Origin of the sequence: Streptomyces sp. NPDC051105 (assembly GCF_040682795.1) — a bacterium.
Classification (GTDB): domain Bacteria; phylum Actinomycetota; class Actinomycetes; order Streptomycetales; family Streptomycetaceae; genus Streptomyces.
The window spans coordinates 422,707-447,515 of the sequence record NZ_JBFBBR010000005.1; the positions used below are offsets into that span (position 1 = coordinate 422,707).

General features: G+C 72.3%; 23 protein-coding genes. 14 read left to right on the plus strand and 9 right to left on the minus strand.

The annotated features are described in order from the left end of the window. The first annotated feature begins 149 nt into the window (after window positions 1–149). The 3 genes from AB0N16_RS15580 (at window position 150) to AB0N16_RS15590 (ending at window position 5,890) form a co-directional block, all read left to right on the plus strand. The gene (locus tag AB0N16_RS15580; protein ID WP_365796857.1) at window positions 150–4,019 is read left to right on the plus strand and encodes a Pls/PosA family non-ribosomal peptide synthetase; all 3,870 of its coding nucleotides are present in this window, start codon (window positions 150–152) and stop codon (window positions 4,017–4,019) included. A gap of 77 nt (window positions 4,020–4,096) precedes the next feature. After that, the gene (locus AB0N16_RS15585; protein ID WP_365796859.1) at window positions 4,097–5,443 is read left to right on the plus strand and encodes a M1 family metallopeptidase; all 1,347 of its coding nucleotides are present in this window, start codon (window positions 4,097–4,099) and stop codon (window positions 5,441–5,443) included. A 39-nt stretch (window positions 5,444–5,482) separates the two neighbouring features. Then, complete coding sequence (locus tag AB0N16_RS15590) at window positions 5,483–5,890, plus strand: YchJ family metal-binding protein (protein ID WP_365796861.1); 408 nt, start codon at window positions 5,483–5,485, stop codon at window positions 5,888–5,890. A gap of 155 nt (window positions 5,891–6,045) precedes the next feature. Here AB0N16_RS15590 and AB0N16_RS15595 read toward each other — a convergent pair whose 3' ends face one another. Then, the gene (locus AB0N16_RS15595) at window positions 6,046–6,747 is read right to left on the minus strand and encodes a FadR/GntR family transcriptional regulator (protein ID WP_365796863.1); all 702 of its coding nucleotides are present in this window, start codon (window positions 6,745–6,747) and stop codon (window positions 6,046–6,048) included. A 159-nt stretch (window positions 6,748–6,906) separates the two neighbouring features. Between AB0N16_RS15595 and AB0N16_RS15600 the strand changes: the two genes are divergently transcribed. After that, window positions 6,907–7,428 carry a gluconokinase gene (locus AB0N16_RS15600; protein ID WP_365797133.1) on the plus strand — a complete coding sequence of 174 codons (522 nt, stop codon included), beginning with the start codon at window positions 6,907–6,909 and terminating at the stop codon, window positions 7,426–7,428. A 79-nt stretch (window positions 7,429–7,507) separates the two neighbouring features. Next, window positions 7,508–8,905, plus strand: coding sequence for a gluconate:H+ symporter (locus tag AB0N16_RS15605; RefSeq protein ID WP_365796865.1), 1,398 nt, complete (start codon window positions 7,508–7,510; stop codon window positions 8,903–8,905). A gap of 99 nt (window positions 8,906–9,004) precedes the next feature. Here AB0N16_RS15605 and AB0N16_RS15610 read toward each other — a convergent pair whose 3' ends face one another. The 3 genes from AB0N16_RS15610 to AB0N16_RS15620 all read right to left on the minus strand — a co-directional run bounded on the left by AB0N16_RS15610 (window position 9,005) and on the right by AB0N16_RS15620 (window position 11,409). Then, window positions 9,005–9,628 carry a cytochrome b/b6 domain-containing protein gene (locus tag AB0N16_RS15610; protein ID WP_365796867.1) on the minus strand — a complete coding sequence of 208 codons (624 nt, stop codon included), beginning with the start codon at window positions 9,626–9,628 and terminating at the stop codon, window positions 9,005–9,007. Then, on the minus strand, window positions 9,612–10,334 hold the full coding sequence (locus tag AB0N16_RS15615; protein ID WP_365796869.1) for a molybdopterin-dependent oxidoreductase: 723 nt from the start codon (window positions 10,332–10,334) through the stop codon (window positions 9,612–9,614). Before AB0N16_RS15615 ends, AB0N16_RS15610 begins: the two co-directional genes overlap by 17 nt. 76 nt (window positions 10,335–10,410) lie before the next feature. Further along, window positions 10,411–11,409 carry a hypothetical protein gene (locus tag AB0N16_RS15620; RefSeq protein WP_365796871.1) on the minus strand — a complete coding sequence of 333 codons (999 nt, stop codon included), beginning with the start codon at window positions 11,407–11,409 and terminating at the stop codon, window positions 10,411–10,413. A gap of 361 nt (window positions 11,410–11,770) precedes the next feature. Between AB0N16_RS15620 and AB0N16_RS15625 the strand changes: the two genes are divergently transcribed. From AB0N16_RS15625 to AB0N16_RS15640, 4 genes are all read left to right on the plus strand, one after another. Beyond that, the gene (locus tag AB0N16_RS15625) at window positions 11,771–12,664 is read left to right on the plus strand and encodes a DMT family transporter (protein WP_365797135.1); all 894 of its coding nucleotides are present in this window, start codon (window positions 11,771–11,773) and stop codon (window positions 12,662–12,664) included. Between the two features lie 33 nt (window positions 12,665–12,697). Then, a complete protein-coding gene (locus AB0N16_RS15630) occupies window positions 12,698–13,207 on the plus strand; it encodes an NUDIX domain-containing protein (RefSeq protein WP_365796873.1) in 510 nt (169 codons plus the stop codon). A 295-nt stretch (window positions 13,208–13,502) separates the two neighbouring features. Further along, window positions 13,503–13,895 carry a DUF202 domain-containing protein gene (locus AB0N16_RS15635; protein ID WP_365796875.1) on the plus strand — a complete coding sequence of 131 codons (393 nt, stop codon included), beginning with the start codon at window positions 13,503–13,505 and terminating at the stop codon, window positions 13,893–13,895. Then, window positions 13,892–14,206: a DUF202 domain-containing protein gene (locus AB0N16_RS15640; RefSeq protein ID WP_365796877.1), complete on the plus strand. Its 315-nt coding sequence runs from the start codon at window positions 13,892–13,894 to the stop codon at window positions 14,204–14,206. Before AB0N16_RS15635 ends, AB0N16_RS15640 begins: the two co-directional genes overlap by 4 nt. A gap of 28 nt (window positions 14,207–14,234) precedes the next feature. Here AB0N16_RS15640 and AB0N16_RS15645 read toward each other — a convergent pair whose 3' ends face one another. Next, on the minus strand, window positions 14,235–15,182 hold the full coding sequence (locus tag AB0N16_RS15645) for an NADP-dependent oxidoreductase (RefSeq protein WP_365796879.1): 948 nt from the start codon (window positions 15,180–15,182) through the stop codon (window positions 14,235–14,237). Window positions 15,183–15,311: 129 nt separating this feature from the next. Here AB0N16_RS15645 and AB0N16_RS15650 point away from each other — a divergent pair, with 129 nt between their 5' ends. The 3 genes from AB0N16_RS15650 (at window position 15,312) to AB0N16_RS15660 (ending at window position 18,021) form a co-directional block, all read left to right on the plus strand. Beyond that, window positions 15,312–15,608, plus strand: a complete 297-nt coding sequence (locus AB0N16_RS15650; protein WP_365796881.1) for a hypothetical protein — start codon at window positions 15,312–15,314, stop codon at window positions 15,606–15,608. 169 nt (window positions 15,609–15,777) lie between these two features. Beyond that, on the plus strand, window positions 15,778–16,800 hold the full coding sequence (locus tag AB0N16_RS15655) for a phosphotransferase family protein (RefSeq protein ID WP_365796883.1): 1,023 nt from the start codon (window positions 15,778–15,780) through the stop codon (window positions 16,798–16,800). Between the two features lie 6 nt (window positions 16,801–16,806). Further along, entirely contained in the window at window positions 16,807–18,021 is a 1,215-nt protein-coding gene (locus tag AB0N16_RS15660; RefSeq protein ID WP_365796885.1) for an acyl-CoA dehydrogenase family protein, read from the plus strand. Window positions 18,022–18,062: 41 nt separating this feature from the next. Here AB0N16_RS15660 and AB0N16_RS15665 read toward each other — a convergent pair whose 3' ends face one another. The 4 genes from AB0N16_RS15665 to AB0N16_RS15680 form a co-directional block, all read right to left on the minus strand. Continuing rightward, the gene (locus AB0N16_RS15665) at window positions 18,063–18,776 is read right to left on the minus strand and encodes a class I SAM-dependent methyltransferase (RefSeq protein WP_365796887.1); all 714 of its coding nucleotides are present in this window, start codon (window positions 18,774–18,776) and stop codon (window positions 18,063–18,065) included. Between the two features lie 134 nt (window positions 18,777–18,910). After that, on the minus strand, window positions 18,911–19,504 hold the full coding sequence (locus tag AB0N16_RS15670) for a TetR/AcrR family transcriptional regulator (RefSeq protein WP_351739947.1): 594 nt from the start codon (window positions 19,502–19,504) through the stop codon (window positions 18,911–18,913). Window positions 19,505–19,533: 29 nt separating this feature from the next. Continuing rightward, window positions 19,534–21,210, minus strand: coding sequence for an AMP-binding protein (locus AB0N16_RS15675; RefSeq protein ID WP_365796889.1), 1,677 nt, complete (start codon window positions 21,208–21,210; stop codon window positions 19,534–19,536). Then, on the minus strand, window positions 21,207–21,971 hold the full coding sequence (locus tag AB0N16_RS15680; RefSeq protein ID WP_365796891.1) for an SDR family oxidoreductase: 765 nt from the start codon (window positions 21,969–21,971) through the stop codon (window positions 21,207–21,209). The genes AB0N16_RS15675 and AB0N16_RS15680 overlap by 4 nt, the downstream gene beginning before the upstream one ends. Before the next feature lie 181 nt (window positions 21,972–22,152). Between AB0N16_RS15680 and AB0N16_RS15685 the strand changes: the two genes are divergently transcribed. Beyond that, window positions 22,153–23,400 (plus strand): DUF1343 domain-containing protein, encoded by a 1,248-nt coding sequence (locus AB0N16_RS15685; protein WP_365796893.1) that lies wholly within the window; start codon window positions 22,153–22,155, stop codon window positions 23,398–23,400. A gap of 80 nt (window positions 23,401–23,480) precedes the next feature. After that, window positions 23,481–24,800 carry a serine-threonine protein kinase gene (locus tag AB0N16_RS15690; RefSeq protein ID WP_365796895.1) on the plus strand — a complete coding sequence of 440 codons (1,320 nt, stop codon included), beginning with the start codon at window positions 23,481–23,483 and terminating at the stop codon, window positions 24,798–24,800. Window positions 24,801–24,809: the final 9 nt, after the last annotated feature.

Here is a 24,809-nt window from a genome sequence, read left to right on the forward strand (position 1 = left end):
GGCCGCTTTCAAGTGGCCACAAGATGAGCGGGAACCTAGCGTCGTACTAATATTTCCGGCTTGTTACCCAGCCGGAGCCGGACAACCCCAGGCAGACCTGAGGACCCGCCGGCGCCCCGGAGGTTCCGGGAACGAGACGCGAGGACCGGATGGCAGCGATTGACGAGAGCAGCGCTCTCGGCTTGCTCGACGAAGAGATCCGCGAGGAGTTCGGGAACACGGCACGATTCTCGGCGGGAGCCGCGGCCTCGCCGCGCACGCTCGTGGACGTGTTCGAAGCAACGGTACGGACACACCCCGACGAGCCCGCCCTGGACGACGGTACCGCCCAGCTCACCTACCGCGCCCTCGCGGTCGAGGTCGAGCGGCTGCGGCGACGGCTCCACGAGGCCGGGGCCGGGCTCGGCGACCGTGTGGGCGTACGGGTGCCGTCCGGGACCAACGACCTGTACATCGCCGTGCTCGGTGTGCTCGCGGCCGGTGCCGCCTATGTACCCGTCGACGCCGAGGACCCGGATGAGCGGGCCGCGCTGGTGTTCGGGGAGGCCGCGGTCGCGGCCGTGCTCGGCGCCGGGCTGGCGATCGACGTACGGAACCCCGAGGCGGCCAACGCCGCCCTGCGGCCCGGCGTCGAGCACGACGCCTGGATCATCTTCACCTCCGGTTCCACCGGCAAGCCCAAGGGCGTCGCCGTCACCCACCGCAGCGCCGCCGCCTTCGTGGACGCCGAGGCCGCGCTCTTCCTCGCCGAGGAACCGATCGGACCCGGCGACCGGGTCATGGCGGGCCTGTCGGTGGCCTTCGACGCCTCCTGTGAGGAGATGTGGCTGGCCTGGCGCTACGGCGCCTGCCTGGTCCCGGTACCCCGCTCCCAGGTCCGCAGCGGCGCCGATCTCGGCCCCTGGCTGGTCGAGCAGGAGATCACCGTCGTCTCGACCGTGCCGACCCTGGCCGCGCTCTGGGAACCCGAGACGCTCAACGACGTCCGCCTGCTGATCTTCGGCGGCGAGGCCTGCCCGCCCGAGCTGGCGCAGCGGCTGGTCACCGAGGGCCGCGAGGTCTGGAACACCTACGGGCCCACCGAAGCCACCGTCGTGGCCTGTGCCGCCCTGATGACCGGCGAGGAGCCGATCCGTATCGGCCTGCCGCTGAGCGGCTGGGAACTCGCCGTCGTGGACGACGCGGGCGTGCCCGTGTCCCTGGGCGAGAGCGGTCAGCTGGTGATCGGCGGGGTCGGTCTGGCCCGCTACCTCGACGCCGAGAAGGACGCCGAGAAGTACGCGCCCCTTGAGTCGCTGGGCTGGGACCGGGCGTACCGCAGCGGTGACCTGGTGCGCGCCGACCGGGAGGGGCTGGTGTTCCTCGGGCGCGCGGACGAGCAGATCAAGCTCGGCGGCCGCCGGATCGAGCTCGGCGAGGTCGACGCGGCCCTCCAGGCGCTGCCCGGCGTCGCGGGCGCCGCGGCGGCCGTACGCACCGCCCGCAGCGGCAACCAGCTGCTCGTCGGCTATGTGGTCACCCAGGACGGCTGGGACCAGGCGACCGCCGTCGAGAAGCTGCGTGCCGAACTGCCCGCGGCCCTCGTCCCGCTGCTCGCGCCCGTCGAGGAGCTGCCCACCCGCACCTCCGGCAAGGTCGACCGCAACGCCCTGCCCTGGCCCCTGGAGGGCCTGGAGACGGCCGGCAAGGCCGAGCAGCTGTACGGCACCGAGGCCTGGCTCGCCGAGCAGTGGACCGAGGTCCTCGGCATCCCGGTGGCCGGCGCCTCCGACGACTTCTTCGCGATCGGCGGCGGCAGTCTGTCCGCCGCCCAGCTCACCACCCGGCTGCGCACCCGCTACCCGAGCGCGGCCGTCCTCGACATCTACCAGCAGCCGGTGCTGCGCAAGCTGGCCCGCCACCTGGAGGAGTCGGCGCAGGACGACAGCGCGCGGCGGACGATCGCCCCGGTGCCGCGCGCCGCCCGGCTGGTGCAGCTCATGGTGCTGCTCCCGCTGTTCACCCTGCTCGGGCTGCGCTGGACGGTCGTCCTGGCCGCGCTCGGCAACGTGCTGAGCGGCTACGGCTGGCTGCCCACCGCGCCCTGGTGGCTGGTGGCCGTCGGGGCCCTGGTCCTCTACACCCCGCCCGGCCGGATCGCGATCGCCGCCGGTGGTGCGCGGCTGCTGCTGCGGGGTGTGAAGCCCGGCCGGTACCCGCGCGGCGGCTCCGTGCATCTGCGGCTGTGGACGGCGGAGCGGCTGGCCGAGTTCACCGGCGCGACCGCGCTGACCGGGTCCTGGCTGGAGCGGTACGCGCGGGCGCTGGGCGCCAAGATCGGTCCCGAGGTGGACCTGCACTCGCTGCCGCCGGTCACCGGCCTGCTCAGGGTGGGGCGCGGCGCGGCCGTGGAGTCCGAGGTGGACCTGTCCGGCCACTGGCTGGACGGCGACCGGCTGGTGATCGGCCCGGTCCGGATCGGCGCCCACGCGGTCGTCGGGACGCGCGGCATCCTCTTCCCGGGCGCCCGGGTCGGCAAGCGAGCCGAGGTGGCCCCCGGCTCGGCGGTCACCGGCCAGATCCCGACCGGCCAGCGCTGGGCCGGCGCTCCGGCGGTCAAGCTGGGCAAGGCCAAGCGGAACTGGCCCAAGCACCGGCCGCAGCGCGGCACCTACTGGCGGGTGATGTACGGCCTGACGGGCGTCGGGCTCAGCGCGCTGCCCGTGCTGGCGGGTGCCGCCGCGCTGCTGGTCACCGGGCGTTTCGTGGCTCCCGGGGACGGCCTGGCCGAGGCCCTGCGGGGCGCGGCGGTCGCCCTGGTCCCGGCCACGCTGGCCTTCGGGCTCGCGTACGCGCTGCTGATCCTGGTCTCCGTACGGCTGCTCAGCCTGGGCCTGCGGGTCGGCACGCATCCGACGCACAGCCGGATCGGCTGGCAGGCCTGGACGGTCTCCCAGCTGATGGACCGCGCCCGCGACACCCTGTTCCCGCTGTACGCCGGTCTGGTCACGCCCGTGTGGCTGCGGCTGCTCGGGATGCGGATCGGGCGCGGTGCCGAGGTCTCGACCGTACTCGCGCTGCCGAGCCTGACGACGGTCGGCGAGGGCGCGTTCCTGGCCGACGACACCCTGACCGCGCCGTACGAGCTCGGTGGCGGCTATGTGCGGATCGGGCGCGCGGAGATCGGGCGGCGGGCGTTCCTCGGGAACTCCGGGATGACCGCGCCGGGCCGCAGTGTGCCGGACGGCGGTCTGGTGGGTGTGCTGTCGGCGACGCCGAAGAAGGCGAAGAAGGGCACGTCCTACCTGGGGCTGCCGCCGGTGAAGCTGCCGCGCAGCGCGTCGGACGGCGACCAGAGCCGGACCTATGAGCCGCCCGCGCGGCTGCTGTGGGCGCGCGCCCTGGTGGAGCTGTGCAGGATCGTGCCGGTGCTGTGCTCGGTGGCGCTGGCCGGGCTGACGGTCGCCGCGCTGTGCGCGCTGGGCGGCTGGGCGCCGGTGCTGGCGGGGCTGGTGCTGCTCGCCTCCGGCGCCGTCGCGGGCCTGGTGTCGGTGCTGGCCAAGTGGCTGCTGGTCGGGCGGCACCGCGGCGGGGAGCACCCGTTGTGGAGTGCGTTCGTGTGGCGCAACGAACTGGCGGACACCTTCGTCGAGGTGCTGGCGGTGCCGTGGCTGGCCGGCTCGGTTCCGGGTACTTCCCTGATGACGGCCTGGCTGCGCGGCCTCGGCGCGCGTATCGGCAAGGGCGTCTGGGTGGAGAGCTACTGGCTGCCGGAGACGGATCTGGTCACACTGGAGGACGCGGCGACCGTGAACCGCGGTTGTGTCCTGCAGACTCACCTCTTCCACGACCGGATCTTGCGGACGGATACTGTGGTTCTCCGTGAGGGCGCCACACTGGGCCCTGGCGGGATCGTGCTGCCCGGCAGCACGATCGGGGCCCGTACCACCCTGGGTCCCGCGTCGCTCGTCATGGCGGCGGAGTCGGTTCCCGACGACACCCGCTGGCTCGGCAACCCGATCGAGGCATGGCGTCCCTGAGCGCGGGCCGTTCGGTGGCCGCGGGCATCGGTGCACCGAGAGACGGTTCGAGCACAGCGCAGGGAGCGAACGCGGAAGTGGCAGTGCAGCAGTCAGCGGGTCCGGACCCGTACTTCCCGGACAACGGCGATCCCCGGTACCGGGTACATCGCTATGAGCTCACGCTGGACTACCGGCCCGGCCCCAACCGACTGTCCGGCTCGGTCCGGATCAACGCCATAGCGGGCCGGGCGGCGCTGCCCGAGTTCCAGCTGAACCTGGCCGACTTCAAGATCGGCCGGATCCGGGTGGACGGCCGCCAGCCGCACTGGACGCACCGGGGCGGCAAGCTGCGGGTGAAGCCCGCCAAGCCGCTGCGGGCCGGCGCCGCCTTCACCGTGGAGATCCACTGGTCGGGCAACCCCAGGCCGGTGAACAGCCCCTGGGGCGGGATCGGCTGGGAGGAACTGACGGACGGCGCGCTGGTGGCGAGCCAGCCGATCGGCGCGCCCTCCTGGTTCCCGTGCAACGACCGGCCGGCCGACAAGGCGTCCTACCTGATCTCGGTGACCTGCCCGTCCGCCTACTCGGTGGTGGCCGGCGGCCGGCTGCTGACCCGGACCACCAAGGCATCCACGACGACCTGGGTGTACGAGCAGGCGGCTCCGACGTCGAGCTATCTGGTGGGCCTCGCGATCGGCAAGTTCCAGACCGTGCTGCTGGGCGATCCGGGCTTCGGCGGGATCCCGATGCACGGGCACATACCCGCGCATCTGCTCCCGGAGTTCTCCCGTGACTTCGCGCGCCAGCCGGCGATGATGGACCTGTTCCAACGGCTCTTCGGCCCCTACCCGTTCGAGGAGTACGCCGTCGTCGTCACCGACGAGGAGTTCGATGTCCCCGTCGAGGCACAGGGGTTGTCGCTGTTCGGCGTCAACCACGTGGACGGAGCGCGGGGTTCGGAGCGGCTGGTGGCGCACGAACTGGCGCACCAGTGGTTCGGCAACAGCGTGTCCATCGCGGACTGGCGGCACATCTGGCTGAACGAGGGGCTCGCCAAGTACGCGGAGTGGCTGTGGTCGGAGCGGTCCGGCGGTCGCAGCGCACAGCAACTGGCGGCCGTCGCACACCGGTTGCTGTCCGGGCTGCCGCAGGACATCCGGATCGCCAACCCGGGCCGCAAGGCGATGTTCGACGACCGGCTCTACGAGCGCGGCGGGGTCACGATCCATGCGATCCGCTGCGCGCTCGGCGACGAGCGGTTCTTCCACATGCTGCGGGCGTGGGCGGGACTGCACCGGGGCGGCTCGGTGACCACGGCGACGTTCGCCGCCCATGTCGCCCGGTTCACGCAGGAGCCTTTGGACGACCTGTTCGACGCCTGGGTCCACGGCACCGCGCTGCCGGCGTTGCCGGTGCCGGGGGACGTGGCCGAGTCGGCCTGAGGAGAGGCTGCCCGCGGGCGGTGGCGGAGAATGGGCCGCATGTCCCGTCGCACCGCTCGCCCCACGCGCCCCACCCCGCCCGCCGACTGCCCCTGCGGGCTGTCCAAGCCCTACGACGAGTGCTGCGGCCGGTACCACTCCGGTGCCGCCGCCGCGCCGACCGCCGAGGCGCTGATGCGGTCGCGGTACAGCGCGTTCGTGACCGGGGACTCGGCGTATCTGCTGCGTACCTGGCATCCGCGGACGCGGCCGGCGCGGCTCGATCTCGACCCGGGGATGCGCTGGACGGGACTGGAGATCCTGGGCGCGGGTGACGGGTCCGCGTTCCACTCCACGGGGACGGTGGAGTTCCGGGCGTCGTACCGGGGTGGGTCCCTGCACGAGCTCAGCCGTTTCGAGCGGGTCGACGGAGCCTGGGTGTACCTGGACGGCGACTTCCCGGCCTAGGGCCTGTCCGGCAATCCCGTCGTCGCCCGGAGGGCGGCCTCGCGGCGTCAGGTGCGTGCTCTGGGGGCCGCTACGTCGCCGGGCGGAGCCTCCGCCTGATCGGTACCGCGGCCGACACGCGTCGCGAGCGCCCGTACCCCGGTGCCCCGGCGGCCCTAAGGCGCCAGGATGTCCAGCTCCTGGAGGGCACCCTCCGCGATCTCGCGGGTCAGCTGCTCGGCGCGGGCCGCGTCGCCCTCCCGTACCGCCTCGGCGACCTGGACATGGAGGGTGACGGCGGCCGGGTCGGGATCCTCGAACATCACCTCGTGGTGGGTACGGCCCGCGAGGACCTCGGCCACGACATCGCCGAGCCGGGCGAACATCTCGTTGCCGGACGCGTTGAGGATCACCCGGTGGAACGCCATGTCGTGCACGAGGTACTGCTCCAGCCGGTGGCCGCGTGAGTTGGCCACCATGCCGAGCGCGCACTCGGTGAGTTCGGCGCACTGCTCCGCCGTGGCGCTCCTCGCCGCCAGGTGCGCGGCCACCGGTTCGATCGCCGAGCGCAGCACGGTCAGCGAACGCAGCTGGTGGGGGCGGTCGGCGCCGGCCAGCCGCCAGCGGATGACCTGCGGGTCGTAGACGTTCCACTCCGCCTTCGGCCGGACCGTCACGCCGACCCGGCGGCGGGACTCGACCAGGTGCATGGACTCCAGGACCCGGACCGCCTCGCGCATCACGGAGCGTGACACCTCGAACCGCTGGGCCAGCTCGTCCGTGCGCAGGACGCTGCCCGGCGGGTACTCACCGGCGGTGATCGCGGGGCCCAGGCTGTCCAGTACGCGGCCGTGCAGCCCTCGGCCCATGGTGCTCATGCACTCAGCGTACCGAGTGGATCACAGGGCCAAAAAGTCAGACTTATTTGTCACAGACTCTTGAATTCGTCGTACCTAATGGGTTTCAGTGAGGCCGACGCCGGATGTCATACGCCGGTGTCTCTCGTTGAGGATCCCGAGGAAGACAGCGAGGCAGTGATGCGGACCCCCCACGTCGTCGTGGTGATGGGCGTCGCCGGCACGGGCAAGACCACGATCGGTCCTCTGCTCGCCGCCCGGCTCGGCGTCCCGTACGCCGAGGGCGACGACTTCCACCCGCCGGCCAACATCGCCAAGATGTCGGCCGGGCACCCGCTGGACGACACCGACCGGTGGCCGTGGCTGGACGCCATAGGCTCCTGGGCGCACGGGCGGGAAGGTCTGGGCGGGGTGGTCAGCAGCTCCGCGCTGAAGCGGTCGTACCGGGACCGGCTCCGCGCCGCCGCCCCGGGCGTCGTCTTCGTACACCTCACCGGTGACCGGAAGCTCATCGAGGACCGGATGACGCACCGGCAGGGGCACTTCATGCCGACCGCGCTGCTGGACTCCCAGTTCGCCGCGCTCGAACCGCTGGCGGCGGACGAGCCGGGCGTCGCCGTGGACGTCACCGGCACCCCCGAGGAGATCACCGCGCGGGCCGTGCGGGCCCTGGACGCGCTGCCCGACCTCACCTCGCGCTGACTCGCTCCTCCCTCTCCCCTCTCCCCCCACCCCTCTCCCCTCTCCCCTCTCCCTGTCCCCGTACTCGCAAGGAACCCCCGTGACCAGACTCAGCGTCGAGATGCTGGCAGCGGACGCCGTCGCGCCCATCACCTCGGCCGGACATGCCCGGCTCGGCATCGCCGTCCTCGCGGCCTTCGCCGTGATCGTCCTGCTCATCACCAAGTTCAAGCTCCACGCCTTCCTGGCGCTGACCATCGGCTCGCTCGCCCTCGGTGCGTTCGCCGGGGCACCGCTGGACAAGGTCATCACCAGCTTCACCGCCGGCCTCGGCTCCACGGTCGCCGGCGTCGGTGTGCTGATCGCCCTCGGCGCGATCCTCGGCAAGCTGCTCGCCGACTCCGGCGGCGCCGACCAGATCGTCGACACCATCCTCGCCAAGGCCGGCGGGCGGTCCATGCCGTGGGCGATGGTGCTGATCGCCTCCGTGATCGGTCTGCCGCTGTTCTTCGAGGTCGGCATCGTGCTGCTGATCCCCGTGGTGCTGATGGTCGCCAAGCGCGGCAACTACTCGCTGATGCGAATCGGCATCCCGGCCCTGGCCGGTCTCTCCGTGATGCACGGCCTGGTGCCGCCGCACCCCGGCCCGCTGGTCGCGATCGACGCGGTCGGCGCCAACCTGGGCGTGACCCTGGCGCTCGGCGTCCTGGTCGCCATCCCGACCGTGATCATCGCCGGTCCGTTGTTCTCCAAGGTCGCCGCCCGCTGGGTGGACGTCCCGGCCCCCGACCGGATGCTTCCGCAGCGCCCCTCGGAGGAGCTGGAGAAGCGCCCCGGCTTCGGCGCCACCCTCGCCACGATCCTGCTGCCGGTCGTGCTGATGCTGGCCAAGGCACTGGTGGACATCGTCGTCGACGACCCGGCGCACACCGTCCAGCGGGTCTTCGACGTCATCGGCTCCCCGCTGATCGCCCTGCTCGCGGCCGTGGTCCTCGGCTTCTTCACGCTCGGCCGACCGGCCGGCTTCTCCAAGGAACGGCTCCAGCAGACGGTCGACAAGGGCCTGATGCCCATCGCGGGCATCCTGCTCATCGTCGGCGCGGGCGGCGGCTTCAAGCAGACGCTGATCGACTGCGGTGTCGGCCAGATGATCCTGGAGATCTCCAAGGACTGGTCGATCCCGGCGCTGCTGCTGGCCTGGCTGATCGCGGTGGCGATCCGGCTGGCAACGGGCTCGGCGACGGTGGCGACCGTCTCGGCGGCGGGCCTGGTGGCCCCGCTGGCGGCGGACATGTCGACGGCCCACACGGCCCTGCTGGTCCTGGCCATCGGCGCCGGTTCGCTCTTCTTCAGCCATGTCAACGACGCCGGTTTCTGGCTGGTCAAGGAGTACTTCGGGCTGAGCGTCGGGCAGACCGTCAAGACTTGGTCGGTCATGGAGACGATCATCTCGGTGGTCGCGGGCGGCCTGGTCCTCCTCCTCTCCCTCGTCATCTAGACGGGCCACGACCGGACAGGTCACCCGGTCGGGCACATCACCCGGCCGGGCACCGGCGCGGCGGGACGGAGTCGCGGTGCCGCGAGCGGGTCCCCTGGGCTACGGCCGCCACAGCGGATGCTCGCGCTTGGCCCACTCCTTGCTCACCTTCCCGGTGCGCAGCCCCGCTCTCGCCTCCGGGTCGGCCACGGCCATGCCGATGTGGCCCGCCAGGACGACGCCGATCGTGAGGGACAGCCAGTCGTGGACGAAGGTGGCCGAGGTCCGCCACATCAGCGGGGTGAGGTGGGTGAACCACATCAGCAGGCCGGTGGCGAGCATGACCAGGGTGGCACCGGCGATCCAGTTCGCGTAGATCTTCTGGCCGGCGTTGAACTTGCCGGCGGGGCGGGAGGAGGGCCGCTTGTCGCGGCTCAGGGCGGCCCGCAGCCAGAGCCTGTCGTGGGGGCCGAAGCGGTTCAGGAAGCCGAGGTCCCTGCGGAAGGCGCGGGAGGCGAGGCCGAGCAGGACCGGGACGGGCAGGGCCAGGCCCGCGCACTCGTGGACGCGGACGACCAGTTCGCGGCGCCCGACCAGGATCGCCAGCTGCGGGATGTAGAGGCAGGCGGCCGTCAGGACACAGATGCCCATCAGCGCCGCCGTCGTGCGGTGGATCCAGCGCTCGGCGGGGGTGAAGCGGTGCAGCCGGTCCGTGGCGGCCGGTGCCTCAGCTCGTAGGCTCATCGTCGCGTCCGTTCGAACGGCCGACCCAGGCGTCGACGTCGTAGCCGAGGTGCTCCCAGTATCCGGGCTGCACCTTGTCGGTCACCGTGATGCCGGAGAGCCACTTGGCCGATTTGTAGAAGTACATGGGGGCGACATAGAGGCGGACGGGGCCGCCGTGGTCGTGTCCGATGGCCTTGTCCTGCATGCGCAGCGCGACCAGGATGTCCGGCCGTCGCGCCTGGTCGAGGGTGAGGCTCTCGCTGTACGCGCCGTCGAAGCAGGTGAAGCGGATCGCCTTCGCGCTGCCGCGCACTCCCGCCAGGTCCAGCAGGTGCGAGAGGCGGACCCCCTCGAACGGGGTCTCCGGCACCCGCCACCCGGTCACGCACTGCACGTCCTTGACCAGCCGGGTCTGCGGCAGGGCGCGCAGGTCGGCCAGGCTGAAGGTGCGCGGTTTGTCGACCAGGCCGTCGATCTTCAGCTGGTAGTCCGCGGCGGTCTTGTTCGGCACCGAGCCGGTCACCGAGTAGTAGCGGAAGCCGCCGCCGTTCGGGAGCAGGCCGGTCAGGCCCGTCGGGTCCTTGCCGGAGAAGGTGCCGAGGACCGACTCGGTGACGCGTTGCAGCACCGGCGCGGTCACGACACCGAGGGCGCCCAGGCCGATGGTGCCGAGGAACACCCGGCGGCCGATCGGCCGACCCTCCTCGGGTCGTTCAGAGTTCACGCACTCATTCGAACACCCTCGGGGCGGGCCCGGCCAGGAAATCCGGCCGCCGTAAGAAATCCACAACCTCTTCTCATCAACCGCCGAGCGCGCGCTCCCGGGCCACCCGGAACGCCTCGCAGGGGTCGCGGTCCGGATAGGACCAGGGGGCCCGGGTGGCATGGCGGCCGATGCGCTGGAACAGGGCCGCGGCCTCCGCGTACCGGCCGGCGCCGGAGGTGGCGTGGGCGAGGTGGTTGAGGTCGACATGGCGGCGCGGGTGCTCCTCGATCCCCCACTCCAGCCACCAGTCGAAGGCCGCGCTCAGGGCGCGCCGGGCGGACGGCTCGGCCCAGTGGCCGGCCGCGGCCGGATCGGCGGGCGCCCGGCCGGTGGCGGCGAGCACCCGGTGCCGCTCGCTGTAGGCGACCACGGGGAGCACGGCCAGCGGGGAGTCGGCCGGGGCCTCGGCGGCCGAGCGTTCCGCGAAGGCGCACAGTTCGTACGTCCCCTCGGTCTCGGTCTCCGCGATCCGGGCGGCCATCAGGTGGTGGGCGTGGTGGTGCTCGGGGTGGCGGCCGCGCACCTCGCCGAACATGCGGCGCGTCTCGTCGTCGGTGCCGAGGTGGCGGGCGAGGAGCAGGAGGCCGAGCCACGGGGTGGGGTCGGCGGGGGTGAGCGCGGCGGCGGCTGTACAGGCCTCACGGGCCCGGTCGGGGGGTTCCTTGCCGCACAGGGACCGCCGGACCAGGGTCAGGGCGTAGAGGGTGGCGGCGCCCGCGGAGCCGGGCTCGGCGAGCAGCCACTCGCGGGCCCAGGCGACGGCGTAGGGCTCGCGGGCGAGGACGGTGGCCCGGTGGCCCCGGCGGTCCCAGTCGTCACCCGTGTGGAGCAGCAGGGAGCGGGCGGACTGCCAGCGGCCCTGGGCCAACGCGGCTCGCGCGGACATGAGTTCGGCGTCGTCGAGGGCGTCGTCTGGGCAGTGTTCGCACCCGGGGTGCGCTGCCGCGCGGGGACCTTCGGCGACGGCCCGGCCTGGGCCTAAGAGGGGCGGGGTTGGGGGCACCGCGGAACTTCCTGGTTGTCGGGCTGCCATCGGCCGATCACGCACAGCAAACCCCCAGCCAAGACTTTGCGTCAAGCCGAACGGGGCTGGTACCCCGTTCAACTACCGTGAGCGCAGCGGAACTTGGCGCGCGCCGGGGTCCGTTCGGCGTACCGTGGCCGTGGGGCACCGGGTTCCGGGTGTGGCGTACGCCATGGCGCGGGCCGCCCGGGCATCGGACCATGGCCGTACCGGTCCCGCCGCCGCCCTGATCCACCCGCCGTGTTCGGCTCGGCGTCGTGACCGAGTCAACCGCCCGGTTCCGGGTACTCCCGGGGCAACACCCATCCGCGAGCGCTACAGTCGGCCACTACGCACCCCGTAGCCCGGCCGCATGATCGAGGTACGCAGCGTGTCCGTTCTGGTTCTGGTTCTCGCCGTGAGTGCGGCCTGTTGCCTCGGCTTCGGGTTCGTGCTCCAGCAGAACGTCGCCCAGAAGGCCCCGCTCAGCGACTTCCTCTCGTTCCGGCTGCTGCTCGACCTGATGAGGGTGCCGCGCTGGCTCGGCGGGATCGGCCTGATGGTGGCCGGCATGGTCCTCGGCGCGATCGCCCTCGGCAAGGGCGAGATCTCCCTGGTCGAACCGCTGCTGGCGACGAACCTGCTCTTCGCCCTCGCGCTCTCCCGGCACCAGACCAAGCATCCCCTGAGCCACCAGGGCTGGGCGGGCCTCGTCCTGCTCGCGGGCGGCGTGACCACGTTCATCTTGGCGGGCCAGCCACGCGGCGGCGACGCCGTCACCAACCCGGCGCGCCACTGGCTGATCATCGGCGTGACGGTCGGCATAGCCCTGCTGCTCACGACCTACGCCAAACGGTCCCGGCTCAGCGCCGGACCCACCCTGCTCGCCCTCGCCGCCGGCCTGCTCTACGGCGTACAGGATGCACTGACCCGGGTCACCGGCACCCGCTTCTCCGAGGGCGGCATCATGGAGGTCCTGACCGGCTGGCAGCCGTACGGCGTGCTGGTCCTCGGGGTCACCGGGCTGATCCTCGTCCAGAGCGCGTTCGAGACGGCGGAGCTGCGCAACTCGCTGCCCGCGCTCACCGCGGCCCAGCCGCTCGCCGGGATCCTGTGCGGCGTCGGCTTCCTCGGGGACCGGCTGCGCACCGACACCGGGGCGCTGGCCTGGGAGGCGGCGGGGCTCGCGGCGATCGTGGCGGGCATCGTGCTGCTCGGGCTGCACCCCGCGATGCCGCGCGGTCCGGCGCCGAGGGAGCCTTCGCTCGACCTTCAGCCGCGCTGACGCCGCGGGCCGCCGGCCTGCTTGGATGGCGGCATGAAGCCTGCTGACGAAATCCTCGACATCGTCGACGAGCACGACCGGGTGATCGGACAGGCACCCCGCGGTGAGGCGTACGCCCGGGGGCTGCGCCACCGCTGCGCCTTCATCCTGGCCCGCGACAGCGCCGAGCGCGTCTTCGTCCACCGCCGCACCGCGACCAAGCTGGTCTTCCCGTCCCTGTACGACATGTTCGTCGGGGGCGTGGTCGGCGCGGGCGAGTCCTACGACGAGGCGGCGCTGCGGGAGGCGGAGGAGGAGCTGGGCGTGTCCGGGCTGCCCCGTCCGACGTACCTCTTCAAGTTCCGGTACGACGACGGCGCCGGGCACAGCTGGTGGTCGGCGGTGTACGAGGTCCGCTGCGAGCTGCCGGTACGGCCGCAGGTGGAGGAGGTGGCCTGGCACGACTTCCTGACGGAGGAGGAACTGGCCTCCCGGCTCGGGGAGTGGGAGTGGGTCCCGGACGGACTGGCGGCGTGGGAGAAGCTGCGGGAGTGGCGGGGCTGAGGTGGGGGTGGGGACGCTCACCGGCGCCGGCAGGGTGCCGCCCGCGCCCACCCGTGCCGCCCGGGGGCACCTCCCAGGCTCTTGAGGCACTGGGGGGAGGCACCACTGCCCGCGGCTGGAGAGATGCGGCTGGACAGCGCCCCGTAAGGGGCGCGGGGCTGGGACATGTGCGGCTGTACAGCGCCCTTCGTAAGGGGCGCGGGGCTGGGACATGTGCGGCTCCGCCCGTGGGGGCGTGCAACCCCCATCCACCCGCAGCCGAACCTCGGCCTTCCCCCCGGTAGGCTCCCTGCATGTGATCGAATTCGCGCGGAACGTCCGTTTGTGGTTCGCCCCCGAAGTGGTGCGCGAAGAGGGAACGACCCCCGACTACCGTTTCTCCCTCGCCAACGAGCGGACCTTCCTCGCCTGGCTGCGCACCGCCCTCGCCCTGATCGGCGGCGGCTTCGCCGTGGACCAGTTCCTGCCCGACCTCCGCTTCGCCTGGCGGGTCGGTCTCGCGCTCGCGCTCCTCGCCGCCGGCGTGCTGTGCTCGCTGCGGGCCGTGAACCACTGGATGCGCTGCGAGCGGGCGATGCGGCGCGGCGAGGACCTCCCGGTCTCCCGGTTCCCGGCCCTGCTCAGCGTGGTCGTCGCCGTGGTCGCCGTCGCGATGGTCGTCGTGGTGCTCGTCGGGTGGGAGGGATGACGGCGCCGGCCCGTGACCCGGGGCTGCAGCCGGAGCGGACCCGGCTGGCCTGGCGTCGTACGACCCTGTCGGCGACCGTCGCCGCCGTACTCGCGGCGAAGACCGCCCTGCACGGCAGCGCCTCGGCCGACGGCGTGCTCGCCTGCGCGGCCTGCTGCGTCCTGTGGCTGGGGTTCCTCCTGGTCGCCAACCGCCGTATCCGCGCCCTGGCGGCCACCGACCGCCCCTCGGCGCTGACCCCGCGCCAGGCGACCGCCGCGGTGCTGTGCACGGTCGCCGTCGCCCTCTGCGCCGCCGCACTGGTCGTATAGGCCCCCGGGCGCACCGAAGGCCCTGGGCTCAGTCCTGGCCCTCCTCCGGCCACTCCACCGTGACCACCAGCTTGCCCCGGGTGCGTCCCTCCTCGCTGCGCCGGTGTGCGTCGGCCGCCCGCTTCAGCGGAAACGTCTCGGTGACATGGACGGTCACCGCTCCCTGTTCCGCGAGCGCGGCGAGCCGTGTCAGGTCCTCGGCGTCGGGGCGCGCCCAGCAGTAGCGGCCGCCGAAGTCGACGACGTCCGGGTCGGCGATCGAGGCCATCCGGCCCTCGGGGGCGAGCAGGTTCGCCGAGGCGGTGAGGGCCTCGCCGCCCACGGTGTCGAAGACGGCGGCCACGCCCTCCGGGGCCAGTCCCCGGACACGTTCGGTCAGGCCCGGGCCGTAGATCACCGGCTCGCCGCCGAGGCCCCGTACGAAGTCGTGGTTGCGTTCGCTCGCCGTACCGATGACCCGGGCGCCGAGGTGGGCCGCGATCTGGACCGCGAGGGAGCCGACCCCGCCGGCGGCGGCGTGCACCAGGACCGTCTCGCCACGCTTGACCTCCAGGGCGTGGACCAGCACCTGGTAGGCGGTGAGGCCGGCCAGCGGCAGCCCCGCGGCCTCCTCGAAGGAGAGGTTGCGCGGTTTCCGGGCGAGGGTGCGCACCGGGGCGGCGACGTACTCGGCGAAGGTGCCCCGGGAGAGGAAGTCCTCGCGGACGTAGCCGATCACCTCGTCGCCGACCGCGAACTCGGTGACGGCCGGTCCCGGCTGGACGACGACCCCCGACACGTCCCAGCCGGGGATCACCGGGAAGACGGCGTCCATGATGCCGTGCAGATGGCCCTCGCGGCCCTTCCAGTCGACCGGGTTGACGGCCGCCGCCCGGACCTTCACCAGCACCGAGTCGGGGCCGACCTTCGGGTCCTTGACCTCGCCGTACTCCAGCACATCGGGTCCGCCGTACCGGCTGTAGCTGATGCCCTTCATGCAGACGACCCTCCGGTGTACTCGGACGCCACGCAACCGGGATGCCCGCATATGTGCCGTTCGCGTGGCAGCCTGTCCGTCGGCAGCACGCCACCCTCCTGAACCCCGTACCGCTGAAGGCGACACACCATGACCACCCTTCATCAGGAACACACCGCACACGGCCACAGCCACGGACCTGGCTGCGGGCACGACCAGGTCCCGCACGGCGACCACGTGGACTACGCGCACAACGGGCATCTGCACCGCGAGCACGGCGGCCACTGGGACGAGTGCGAGCCCGCCGGGCACGTCACCCACGAGGCGCACGACCACCGGCACGGCGACGGCTGCGGCCACACCGGCGTGCTGCACGGCGACCACGTCGACTACCTGCACGACGGCCACCGGCACGCCGAGCACAACGGTCACTGGGACGATCACTGAGACGGTCCCGACCCGGACGACGGCTCCCCGCTCTGCGCGCGCGGGGAGCCGTCACTCTTCGGCCGGGCCCCAGGGTGGTCCCGGTCACGTTTGGCCCACCGACTGGACGACATACCGACTGGTCGGCATCATAAGTCGGGTCCTGTTCACTCGTTCGTAGGAGCGATGCATGAGCCCCGACCACCCGCCCGGACTGGATCTCGACCGGTTGCGCGGGCTGCTCGACCGCGAGCGCCCCGGCCTGGTGGCCGGTCCACTGACCGGAAGGCTGATCGAGGGCGGACGGTCCAACCTCACCTACGCGGTCTCCGACTCCGTCTCGAAGTGGGTCGTACGACGGCCTCCGCTGGGCCACGTCCTGGCCACCGCGCACGACATGAAGCGCGAGCACCGGGTGATCAGCGCCCTGTACCCGACCGAGGTGCCGGTGCCGCGGCCGGTGCTGCTGTGCGAGGACACGGAGGTCCTCGGCGCGCCGTTCTACGTGATGGAGTTCGTGGCGGGCACCCCGTACCGCACCTCCGAACAGCTGGCCCCGCTCGGCCCCGAGCGCACCCGGAACGCCGTGCTGTCCCTCGTCGACACGCTCGTCGAGCTGCACGCCGTGGACCCGGAACAGGTCGGCCTCGCCGACTTCGGGCGCCCCGAGGGCTTCCTGGACCGGCAGCTGCGCCGCTGGGGCAAGCAGCTGGACGCCTCCCGCAACCGCGAGCTGGCCGGCATCGACGAGCTGCACGCCACCCTGGGCCGCCGGCTGCCCGACTCCCCCGCGCCCACCGTGATCCACGGCGACTACCGCCTCGACAACGTGCTGATCGGCGACGACGACACGATCAGGGCGATCCTCGACTGGGAGATGTCCACGCTCGGCGACCCGCTGACCGACCTGGGCCTGCTGGTGATGTACAGCCAGCCGCTGGGCGCGCCCGACTCGCCGGTGTCGACGACCGCCGAGGCGCCCGGCCACCCGGACCCACGGGAACTGGTCGAGCGCTACGCGGCCCGCTCGGGGCGGGACGTCACGCACATCTCCTGGTACACGGCGTTCGCCTGGTTCAAGCTCGCCGTGATCCTGGAGGGCATCCACTACCGGTACACACAGGGCCAGACGCTCGGGCAGGGCTTCGACCGCATCGGCGAACTCGTCCCCGTCTTCATCGACCACGGACTGACCACTCTTCAGGAAGGCTGACCGGCCATGGACTTCGCGTTCGACGCGCGCACCGAGGAACTGCGCGCCAAGCTGCTCGCCTTCATGGACGAGTACGTCTACCCGGCCGAGGCGGTCGCCGAGGAGCAGCGCGCCGCGCTCGCCTCGCCGTGGGACACCCCGGCCGTGGTCGAGGAACTGAAGGCGGAGGCGCGCAGGCAGGGCCTGTGGAACCTCTTCCTCCCCGACGCCGAGTACGGCGCGGGGCTCACCAACCTCCAGTACGCGCCCCTCGCCGAGATCACCGGCCGTTCCCCGCATCTGGCGCCCACCGCGCTGAACTGCGCGGCCCCGGACACCGGCAACATGGAGGTACTGGCCCAGTTCGCCGACGAGGCGCAGCGCAAGCAGTGGCTGGAGCCGCTGCTGGCCGGTGAGATCCGCTCCGCGTTCGCCATGACCGAGCCGGAGGTGGCCTCCTCCGACGCCACCAACATCACCACGCACATCGAGCGGGACGGCGACGACTACCTCGTCACGGGCCGCAAGTGGTACATCTCCGGGGCGATGAACCCGGACTGCAAGATCTTCATCGTGATGGGCAAGACCGACCCGGACGGCGCCGACATCCGGCGCCAGCAGTCCATGGTCCTGGTCCCGCGCGACACCCCGGGTGTCACCGTGAAGCGGGCGATGCAGGTCTTCGGCTACGAGGACCACTCGCACGGCGGCCACGCCGAGGTGGTCTTCGACCACGCGCGCGTGCCGGTGTCGAACCTGGTCGGCGAGGAGGGCGGCGGTTTCGCCATCGCCCAGGCCCGGCTCGGCCCCGGCCGTATCCACCACTGCATGCGGCTGATCGGCATGGCCGAGCGGGCGATCGAGCTGATGTGCCGGCGGGCCGTGTCCCGCACGGCCTTCGGCAAGGAGCTGGCCCAGCAGGGCGTGGTCCACAACTGGATCGCGGACGCCCGGGTGACCGTCGAACAGCTGCGGCTGCTGGTCCTGAAGACCGCCTGGCTGATGGACACCGTCGGCAACCGGGGCGCCCACACCGAGATCCAGTCCATCAAGATCGCCACCCCGCGCGCGGTGGTCGGCATCATCGACCGCGCGATCCAGCTGCACGGCGCGGGTGGGGTCAGCCAGGACTTCCCGCTGGCCGACCTGTACGCCGGGGCCCGGACGTTGATGATCGCCGACGGCCCGGACGAGGTGCACCAGCGCTCGCTGGCGCGCCGGGAGCTGATGAAGTACGTGTAGGAGACGGGCCGTCGGGGCCGGTCGGGGTGCGGCCGTCCGCCTCACCCCGTCCGGCCCACCACGAGCTGGTAGAAGATCGGCTCGCCGGTCGTCGTCACCCGGTGCTGGAACCGGGTTCGTTCCAGCAGGGCAAGACGTCCGTCGGCCACCAGCCGCTCGGCGGCGGCGCCGAACCCGTCCGGATCCGCTTCGTCCATCCACCGCTCGTCGATGGTGAAGGCCACGGGCGCGCCGGGGGGCAGCACCGCGAGCGCATTGACCAGCGCCCGCGGTGTGGCGTGGGTGCCGCCGAACGCGCCGGCCGACACCAACCCGCCGAACGCGTACGGGCGTAGTGCCGCACGGAGTCCGTCGCCGAGCCGGAAGTCGCCGACCACGTAGTCGGCGTAGACGTCCGGCCGGTCGCGCAGACACGCCTCGCGCGCCGCCGGCAGCGCATCGACCCCGACCACCCGGGCCACACCTCCGCGACGCACGAGCTCGCCCACCAGTCCCGTGCCGGCGCCGACGTCGAGCACCGTCATCGCCCCGGGCTCCAGCCCGAGGCTCGCGGCCGCGCGCAGGAAAGCCGCCGCGGCGACCTGCGGCGATCTGCACCGGAGCCGGTCCTGGACGACATGCTCGTAGAGGCCGGGCACGGCGTAGATCCGTGTGTACTCGTGCAGGTGCACCGTCTCCTGCCCGCTCAGCGCGATGTACTCGCCGTCGGCCTCTGGCGGGCCGAGCAGCCGGACGCCCGCAAACACATCTGCCATGCCGGTGAGACTATGCGCACGTCTCAGCGCGCCGCCACCAGATGGGTACGGGGCTTCGGCGGGGCATCGCGGGTCCTGCGCGATGCCCCGCCGAAGCCCCGGAGGCGCATGTCTGTCGGGGGCCGGCCGACCCCCTAGGGGCGCAGTGCCCGCAGCAGCAGGTCGGCCAGGTGGTCGGCGACCTCCTGGGGGGCCATGGGGCCGTCGGGGCGGTACCAGGTCGACAGGTGGTGCACCGAGCCGAAGTGGTAGTCGACGACGAGGTCGGCCGGGGTCGCGGTGGAGAAGACGCCCTCGCGTTGGCCCTCCTCGACGAGCGCGCGGAAGCGTTCGTGGTAGCGCCGGCGCTCGGCGCGCACCTGCTTGTTCTTCTCCGGGCTCAGGTGGTGCATGGACCGGAAGAAGATCGACGCGTCGTCGAGGTTCTCGATCGTCGTCACGACGACGTCGGCGGCCGCGCCCCGCAGCCGCTTCTCGATCGGCTCGTCCGCGTTCGCGAAGGCGTCGAGCCGCTCCTGCTGGACGCGCAGCACGCGCGCGTACACCTCGTGCAGCAGGTCGTCCTTGGAGCCGAAGTAGTGGTACAGCGCTCCCTTGGTGACGCCGGCCGCCTCCACGATCTCCTGCACGGAGGTGCGGTCGTATCCCTGCTCCGCGAAGAGCCGGGTGGCGGCGGCAAGAAGCCGCTGCGGAACAGGAGCCCCGTCTCCGTCCGTCGTCCTGGGCACTGCCGCCACCTGCCTTTCTCGTAAATCCACTAACCCTGTTGCGGTCGGGAACGCAGTTCCCGTCGGAGGATCTTCCCACTTGCCGTCTTCGGCAGGTCGGGCAGGATCTCCACCTGGCGCGGATATTTGTAAGCGGCCAGTCTCTCCTTGCAATAGAGGGCGAGATCGTCCGGATCGGTTGCACTACCCGGGCGCAGACTGATGTAGGCCTTGACGGTCTCCCCGCGGTACCCGTCGGGCACCCCGACGACGGCCGCCTCGCGCACCGCCGGGTGGGTGTACAGCACGTCCTCGACCTCGCGCGGCCAGACCTTGAAGCCGGACGCGTTGATCATGTCCTTCTTGCGGTCGACGACGTACAGCCAGCCCCGCGAGTCCATGAAGCCGATGTCGCCGGTGCGTAGTTCGCCGTCCGGGAAGGTCTCGGCGGTGGCCTCGGGCCGCCGCCAGTACCCGGGCACCACCTGCGGCCCGCGCACGGCGATCTCGCCCTGCTGGCCGAAGGGCACCTCGTTGCCCTCGTCGTCGATGATGCGCACGTCCGTGTCGGGTCCGGGCACCCCCACGGCGAGGGTCCCGGAGACGGGGTCCACGGGCGCTTCGAGGCTCGGCGGCACCGAGGCGCACGGCGCGGTGCACTCGGTCAGGCCGTAGCCGTTCCTGATGTAGGGCCCGTAGCCCGCCCGGAACTTCTCCACCAGGGCCGGCGGCAGCGGTGCGCCGCCGGAGGAGATGTTGACGAAGGAGGCGAAGTGCTCCGGGGTGACGTCCGGGTGGGCGGCCAGGGCCATGAAGGCGGTGGAGGGGCCCACGGTGTACTGCGGGCGGTGCTCGGCGAACGCCTCCAGGACCAGGCCCGGCTCGAAGCGGTACGTCAGCACGAGCGTGCCCACGCTGGTGAGGCAGGCGCAGAGCTGACAGACCATGCCGGTGATGTGGAAGAGGGGCGCGAGGGCGTAGTAGACCGGCGCGTCGGGCAGCGCGAGCCCGGTCCGCTGCCGTTCCGCGTTGTACATGATGTTGCCGTGCAGGTTGGTGGCGCCCTTGGGAGCACCGCTCGTCCCCGAGGTGTAGCTGATCAGCGCGATGTCGGAGGGCGCCGGGTCCCGCCCCTCCGGGGCCTTCCCGCCCCGGCGGGCGACGGCAACCAGATCCTCGGCGTCGGCGGCCTGCGGCAGCCGTTCGAAGCTCAGCACGCGCGCGTCGTCGCGCGTCTGGAAGTCGAGCTCGCTCGCGGTGAGCACGATCCGCACCGGTGAGTCGGCGGCCGTGTCGCGCAGGTACGACTCCCAGGCCCGCTGCGAGCAGACCAGCGCGGTCACCTCGCCGTCCCGCAGGACATGGGAGACCTCCCCCGACTTGTACATCGGGTTGACGGGCACGACGGTCGCGCCCGCCTTCCAGGCGCCGAGCAGCGCCAGTACGAAGTGCGGCGAGTTCTGCAGGATGACGGCCACCCGGTCGCCGCGCTCCAGGCCGCGCTCGGCGAGGTGGGCGGCGACCGAGTCGCTCAGCTCGTCGACCTCGCGGAAGCTGAGGCGGGCGTCGAAGTAGGCGAGACAGGTGCGGTCGGGTGCCTCGGCCACGGCGGTGCGCAGGGCGTGCACCAGGGAGTCCGGGGGGTCGACCGGACCGCGCTGGGCGTCGTTGAGCAGTGCCACCCAGGGCCGGGCGGCGTAACTGGACTCGGTCTCCGACTGGGTCACCGGGTGGCCTCCCACTTCTGCTGGATGTGGTTCATGTTCGTCAGCCAGCGGTCCGGGTCGGCGGCCCGCGCCTGGTAGAAGTCGGCGACCTCGGGATGCGGCAGGATCAGGAACCGGTCCTCCGCCATCCCCTTGAACAGCGCGTCAGCGACGGCGTCCGGCTCGATGGCGGTCGGCTGGAGCACCAGGTCGCCCGCGGTGCCGGTGGCGGCGAGCATGTCGGTCCGGACGCCCTGCGGGCAGATCGCGTGCACCTTGAGCCCGCGGTGCCGGTACGTCAGCGACAGCCACTCGGCGAAGGCGTAGGCGGCGTGCTTGGTGACGCTGTACGGCGCGGCCCCGATCATGGTGAGCAGCCCGGCGGCGGACACGGTGGACACGAACCGCCCGCTCCCCCGCTCCAGCCAGCCCGGCAGCAGTTCCTGCGCGGCCCGCACGTGAGCCATCACGTTGACGTCCCAGGCGGAGGACCAGACGGCGTCCTCGGCCGCCTCGGACCCGCCGGAGCCGAGGCCGGCGTTGGCGCAGTAGACGTCGACACTCCCGCCGAGCGCGTCCCGGGCGGCGCCGACGATGCCGGACGCGTCCCCCGGAACGGCGATCCCGCCGATCTCCTCGGCGACGGCGGCCGCCTTGTCCCCGTCCAGGTCGTTCACGACGACGCGGGCGCCTTCGGCGGCGAACCGCCGGGCGAGGGCGGCTCCGATACCGCCTCCCGCCCCGGTGACGACGACTCGGGCATCTTGCACGGCTCCCACCATCGGTCTCCTTCGACACGACGCGACCAGACTCGGCTCAGCACGGACACACTAACCGGTCGGTATGTTTGAGAAAAGGGCAGCTGTCGCACCCCCTAAGCTGCAGCGCGCCCCAAAGGGGCGCGGGGAACTGCGCGACCAGCCCCATCCGGCCCGCACCCGGACGACCACGGAGGCCACCCCCATGCGCCCGTCCAGACGAAGTCTGCTCACCGCGGCCACGACAGCGGCCGTGACAGCGGCCGTGACAGCCGTCCCCACGGCAACCACAGCCGACGCCCACGGCAGCCTCAAGACCGGTTTCGACCGCCTCTCCGCCGACGGCTACGCCCTCCTCGCCGCCCAAAAGGCCGGCATCGTCACCAACCCCACCGGCATCACCACCGACGTCCGCCACATCGTCGACGTCATGCACGCCGACCCCCGGGTCGAGCTGACGGCGGTCTTCGGCCCCGAGCACGGATTCCGCGGCACCGCCCAGGCCGGCGGCTCCGAGGGCCGCTACGACGACCCGGCGACCGGCCTCCCCGTCTACGACACCTACCTCAAGAGCGGACAGCCCCTCGCCGACGTCTTCACCGCTTCCGGCGTGGACACGGTCGTCTTCGACATCCAGGACGTCGGCGCCCGCTTCTACACGTACATCTGGACGCTGTACGACTGCATGGAGGCCGCCCGGCTGGCGGGCCGGCGCTTCGTCGTGCTCGACCGCCCCAACCCGGTGACCGGCCGCACGGCCCTGGGCCCGGTCCTGCACAAGGAGTTCGCCAGCTTCGTCGGCCGGCAGCCGATCGCGCAGGCGCACGGGATGACGGTCGCCGAGCTGGCGAAGCTGTTCAACGCGGAGTACCTGACCGCCCCGGTCGAGCTGGACGTCGTGACGATGACGGGCTGGCGGCGCGACCGCTTCTACGACGCCTACGGACTGCCCTGGGTGCCGCCGAGCCCCAACATGCCCACCCCGGACACCGCCCTCGTGTACTCGGGAACCTGTCTGTTCGAGGGCACGAACCTGTCCGAGGGGCGCGGCACGACCCGCCCCTTCGAACTGCTGGGCGCGGAGGGCGTCGACGCGCGATGGGCGGCCGCCGTCAACGGGCTCGGGCTGCCGGGCGTGCGGTTCCGGGAGGCGTACTTCGCGCCCACGTTCTCGAAGTTCCAGGGCAGGACAGTCGGCGGGGTGCAGCTCCACGTGCACGACCGGGCCGTCTACGACCCCGTACGGACCGGGATCGCGCTCCTGGTCACCGCCAAGAAGGTGTGGGGCGGCTTCGCCTGGCGGCCGGACAACTGGATCGACAAGCTCACCGGATCCACGACCGTGCGCACGATGACCGACGCGGGCGCGGGCACGGACGAGATCGTCGGTGCCTGGCAGGACGAACTCGCCGCTTTCCGCCGTATCCGAAAGGAATTTCTGCTCTACAGGTGAGGCGCGTTGTATGGCCAACCTTGCCCTGCGGCGGGACGATGCGCGCACATCGCACCGGTTCGCGGGACGAGGAGCCTGGCATGGCGGACTCTGGGACGAGCGTGGCTCCCTACTGGGAGTTGACCTTCGACGCCGACGGCGACCCGGACGGCGCCGAACGCGACCGGCTGCTGGGCGAGGTCGCGGCTCACGGCCTCCATGACCTGATCGTCTTCGCGCACGGCTGGAACAACGACCGTTCGGGCGCGACCTCCCTGTACCGGCGCTTCTTCGCGCCGATCCCGAAGGTCGCGCCGAAGGCGAGGATCGGGTACGTCGGGGTGGTGTGGCCGTCGATGCGGTTCTGCGACGAGCCGATCCCGGACTTCCCGAAGTCCGTGGTGGCCACGGAGGCGGAGGAGAGACCGGCCCCCGTCCTCGACAAGGACACCCGGCACGCGCTCTTCGACGCGTTCCCGGGGCGGGCCACCGTGGTCGACCAGATCGCCCGGATGCTGGACCAGCGCCCGGGTGGCGAGTTGGAAGAGTTCGGCCGCCTTGTACGGCTGCTCGTCGAGGTCCTGCCGGGCGGGCCGCAGCCCCTGTTCGCGGCGGACACGGTCGCGGAGGGCGTCCCGCAGAGCGAGCCGGTGCTGTTCACCGGGGACACCACGGCCCTGTGCGCGGAATTCGCGCAGACGCTGGCCTCCCTCCGGCCGGGCCCCGGCACGGCGGAGTTCACACCGCCCAACCCCTGGGACGGCGCGAAGGAGCTGCTGCGGCAGGCGACGTACTACGCGATGAAGCGGCGCGCCGGGACCGTCGGGGAGCGCGGGCTCGGGCGGGTGGTCGGGCAGTTGGCCGGCGTCGCCCCGGGGCTGCGGGTGCATCTGGTCGGGCACAGCTTCGGCGGCCGGCTGGTGTCGTTCGCGCTGCGCGGGCTGCCGGACGGGGTGCGCACGGTGAAGTCGGTGACGCTGCTGCAAGGAGCCTTCTCGCATTACGCGTTCGCCGCCCGGCTGCCCCACGACCCGCGCGCCGGCGGGGTGCTGCAGGGCCAGGAGAACCGGATCGACGGTCCGCTGGTGTGCTGCTACTCCCGCTTCGACGGGGCGCTCGGCACGATGTATCCGCTGGCCTCTCGGATGGCGGACGACTGCGAGTCGGTGCTGGGCGTGGACGTGGGCGGGGCGCTGGGCGCCAGGTGGGGTGCGATGGGGCACGACGGGGTGCAGGCGGTGCCGGGCACCCGGTCGCTGGACCTGGCGGCGGCCCTGCGCGGCCCGCTCGCCGCGTCGGGCTGCGTGAACGTCGACGCGGCGGCGGTCGTGAAGCGGGGCGACCCGCCGTCCGGGGCGCACAGTGACATCGTGCACCCCGAACTGGCGCGGGTGGTGCTGGCGGCGGGGCGCATCGCGTGACCCCGCCGC

Coding starts and splice junctions, on each gene's coding strand:
- AB0N16_RS15580 (WP_365796857.1), top strand. CDS start 150: ATGGCAGCGATTGACGAGAGCAGCGCTCTCGGCTTGCTCGACGAAGAG.
- AB0N16_RS15590 (WP_365796861.1), top strand. CDS start 5,483: ATGTCCCGTCGCACCGCTCGCCCCACGCGCCCCACCCCGCCCGCCGAC.
- AB0N16_RS15595 (WP_365796863.1), bottom strand. CDS start 6,747: ATGAGCACCATGGGCCGAGGGCTGCACGGCCGCGTACTGGACAGCCTG.
- AB0N16_RS15600 (WP_365797133.1), top strand. CDS start 6,907: ATGCGGACCCCCCACGTCGTCGTGGTGATGGGCGTCGCCGGCACGGGC.
- AB0N16_RS15610 (WP_365796867.1), bottom strand. CDS start 9,628: ATGAGCCTACGAGCTGAGGCACCGGCCGCCACGGACCGGCTGCACCGC.
- AB0N16_RS15620 (WP_365796871.1), bottom strand. CDS start 11,409: ATGGCAGCCCGACAACCAGGAAGTTCCGCGGTGCCCCCAACCCCGCCC.
- AB0N16_RS15630 (WP_365796873.1), top strand. CDS start 12,698: ATGAAGCCTGCTGACGAAATCCTCGACATCGTCGACGAGCACGACCGG.
- AB0N16_RS15640 (WP_365796877.1), top strand. CDS start 13,892: ATGACGGCGCCGGCCCGTGACCCGGGGCTGCAGCCGGAGCGGACCCGG.
- AB0N16_RS15645 (WP_365796879.1), bottom strand. CDS start 15,182: ATGAAGGGCATCAGCTACAGCCGGTACGGCGGACCCGATGTGCTGGAG.
- AB0N16_RS15650 (WP_365796881.1), top strand. CDS start 15,312: ATGACCACCCTTCATCAGGAACACACCGCACACGGCCACAGCCACGGA.
- AB0N16_RS15655 (WP_365796883.1), top strand. CDS start 15,778: ATGAGCCCCGACCACCCGCCCGGACTGGATCTCGACCGGTTGCGCGGG.
- AB0N16_RS15660 (WP_365796885.1), top strand. CDS start 16,807: ATGGACTTCGCGTTCGACGCGCGCACCGAGGAACTGCGCGCCAAGCTG.
- AB0N16_RS15665 (WP_365796887.1), bottom strand. CDS start 18,776: ATGGCAGATGTGTTTGCGGGCGTCCGGCTGCTCGGCCCGCCAGAGGCC.
- AB0N16_RS15680 (WP_365796891.1), bottom strand. CDS start 21,971: ATGGTGGGAGCCGTGCAAGATGCCCGAGTCGTCGTCACCGGGGCGGGA.
- AB0N16_RS15685 (WP_365796893.1), top strand. CDS start 22,153: ATGCGCCCGTCCAGACGAAGTCTGCTCACCGCGGCCACGACAGCGGCC.
- AB0N16_RS15690 (WP_365796895.1), top strand. CDS start 23,481: ATGGCGGACTCTGGGACGAGCGTGGCTCCCTACTGGGAGTTGACCTTC.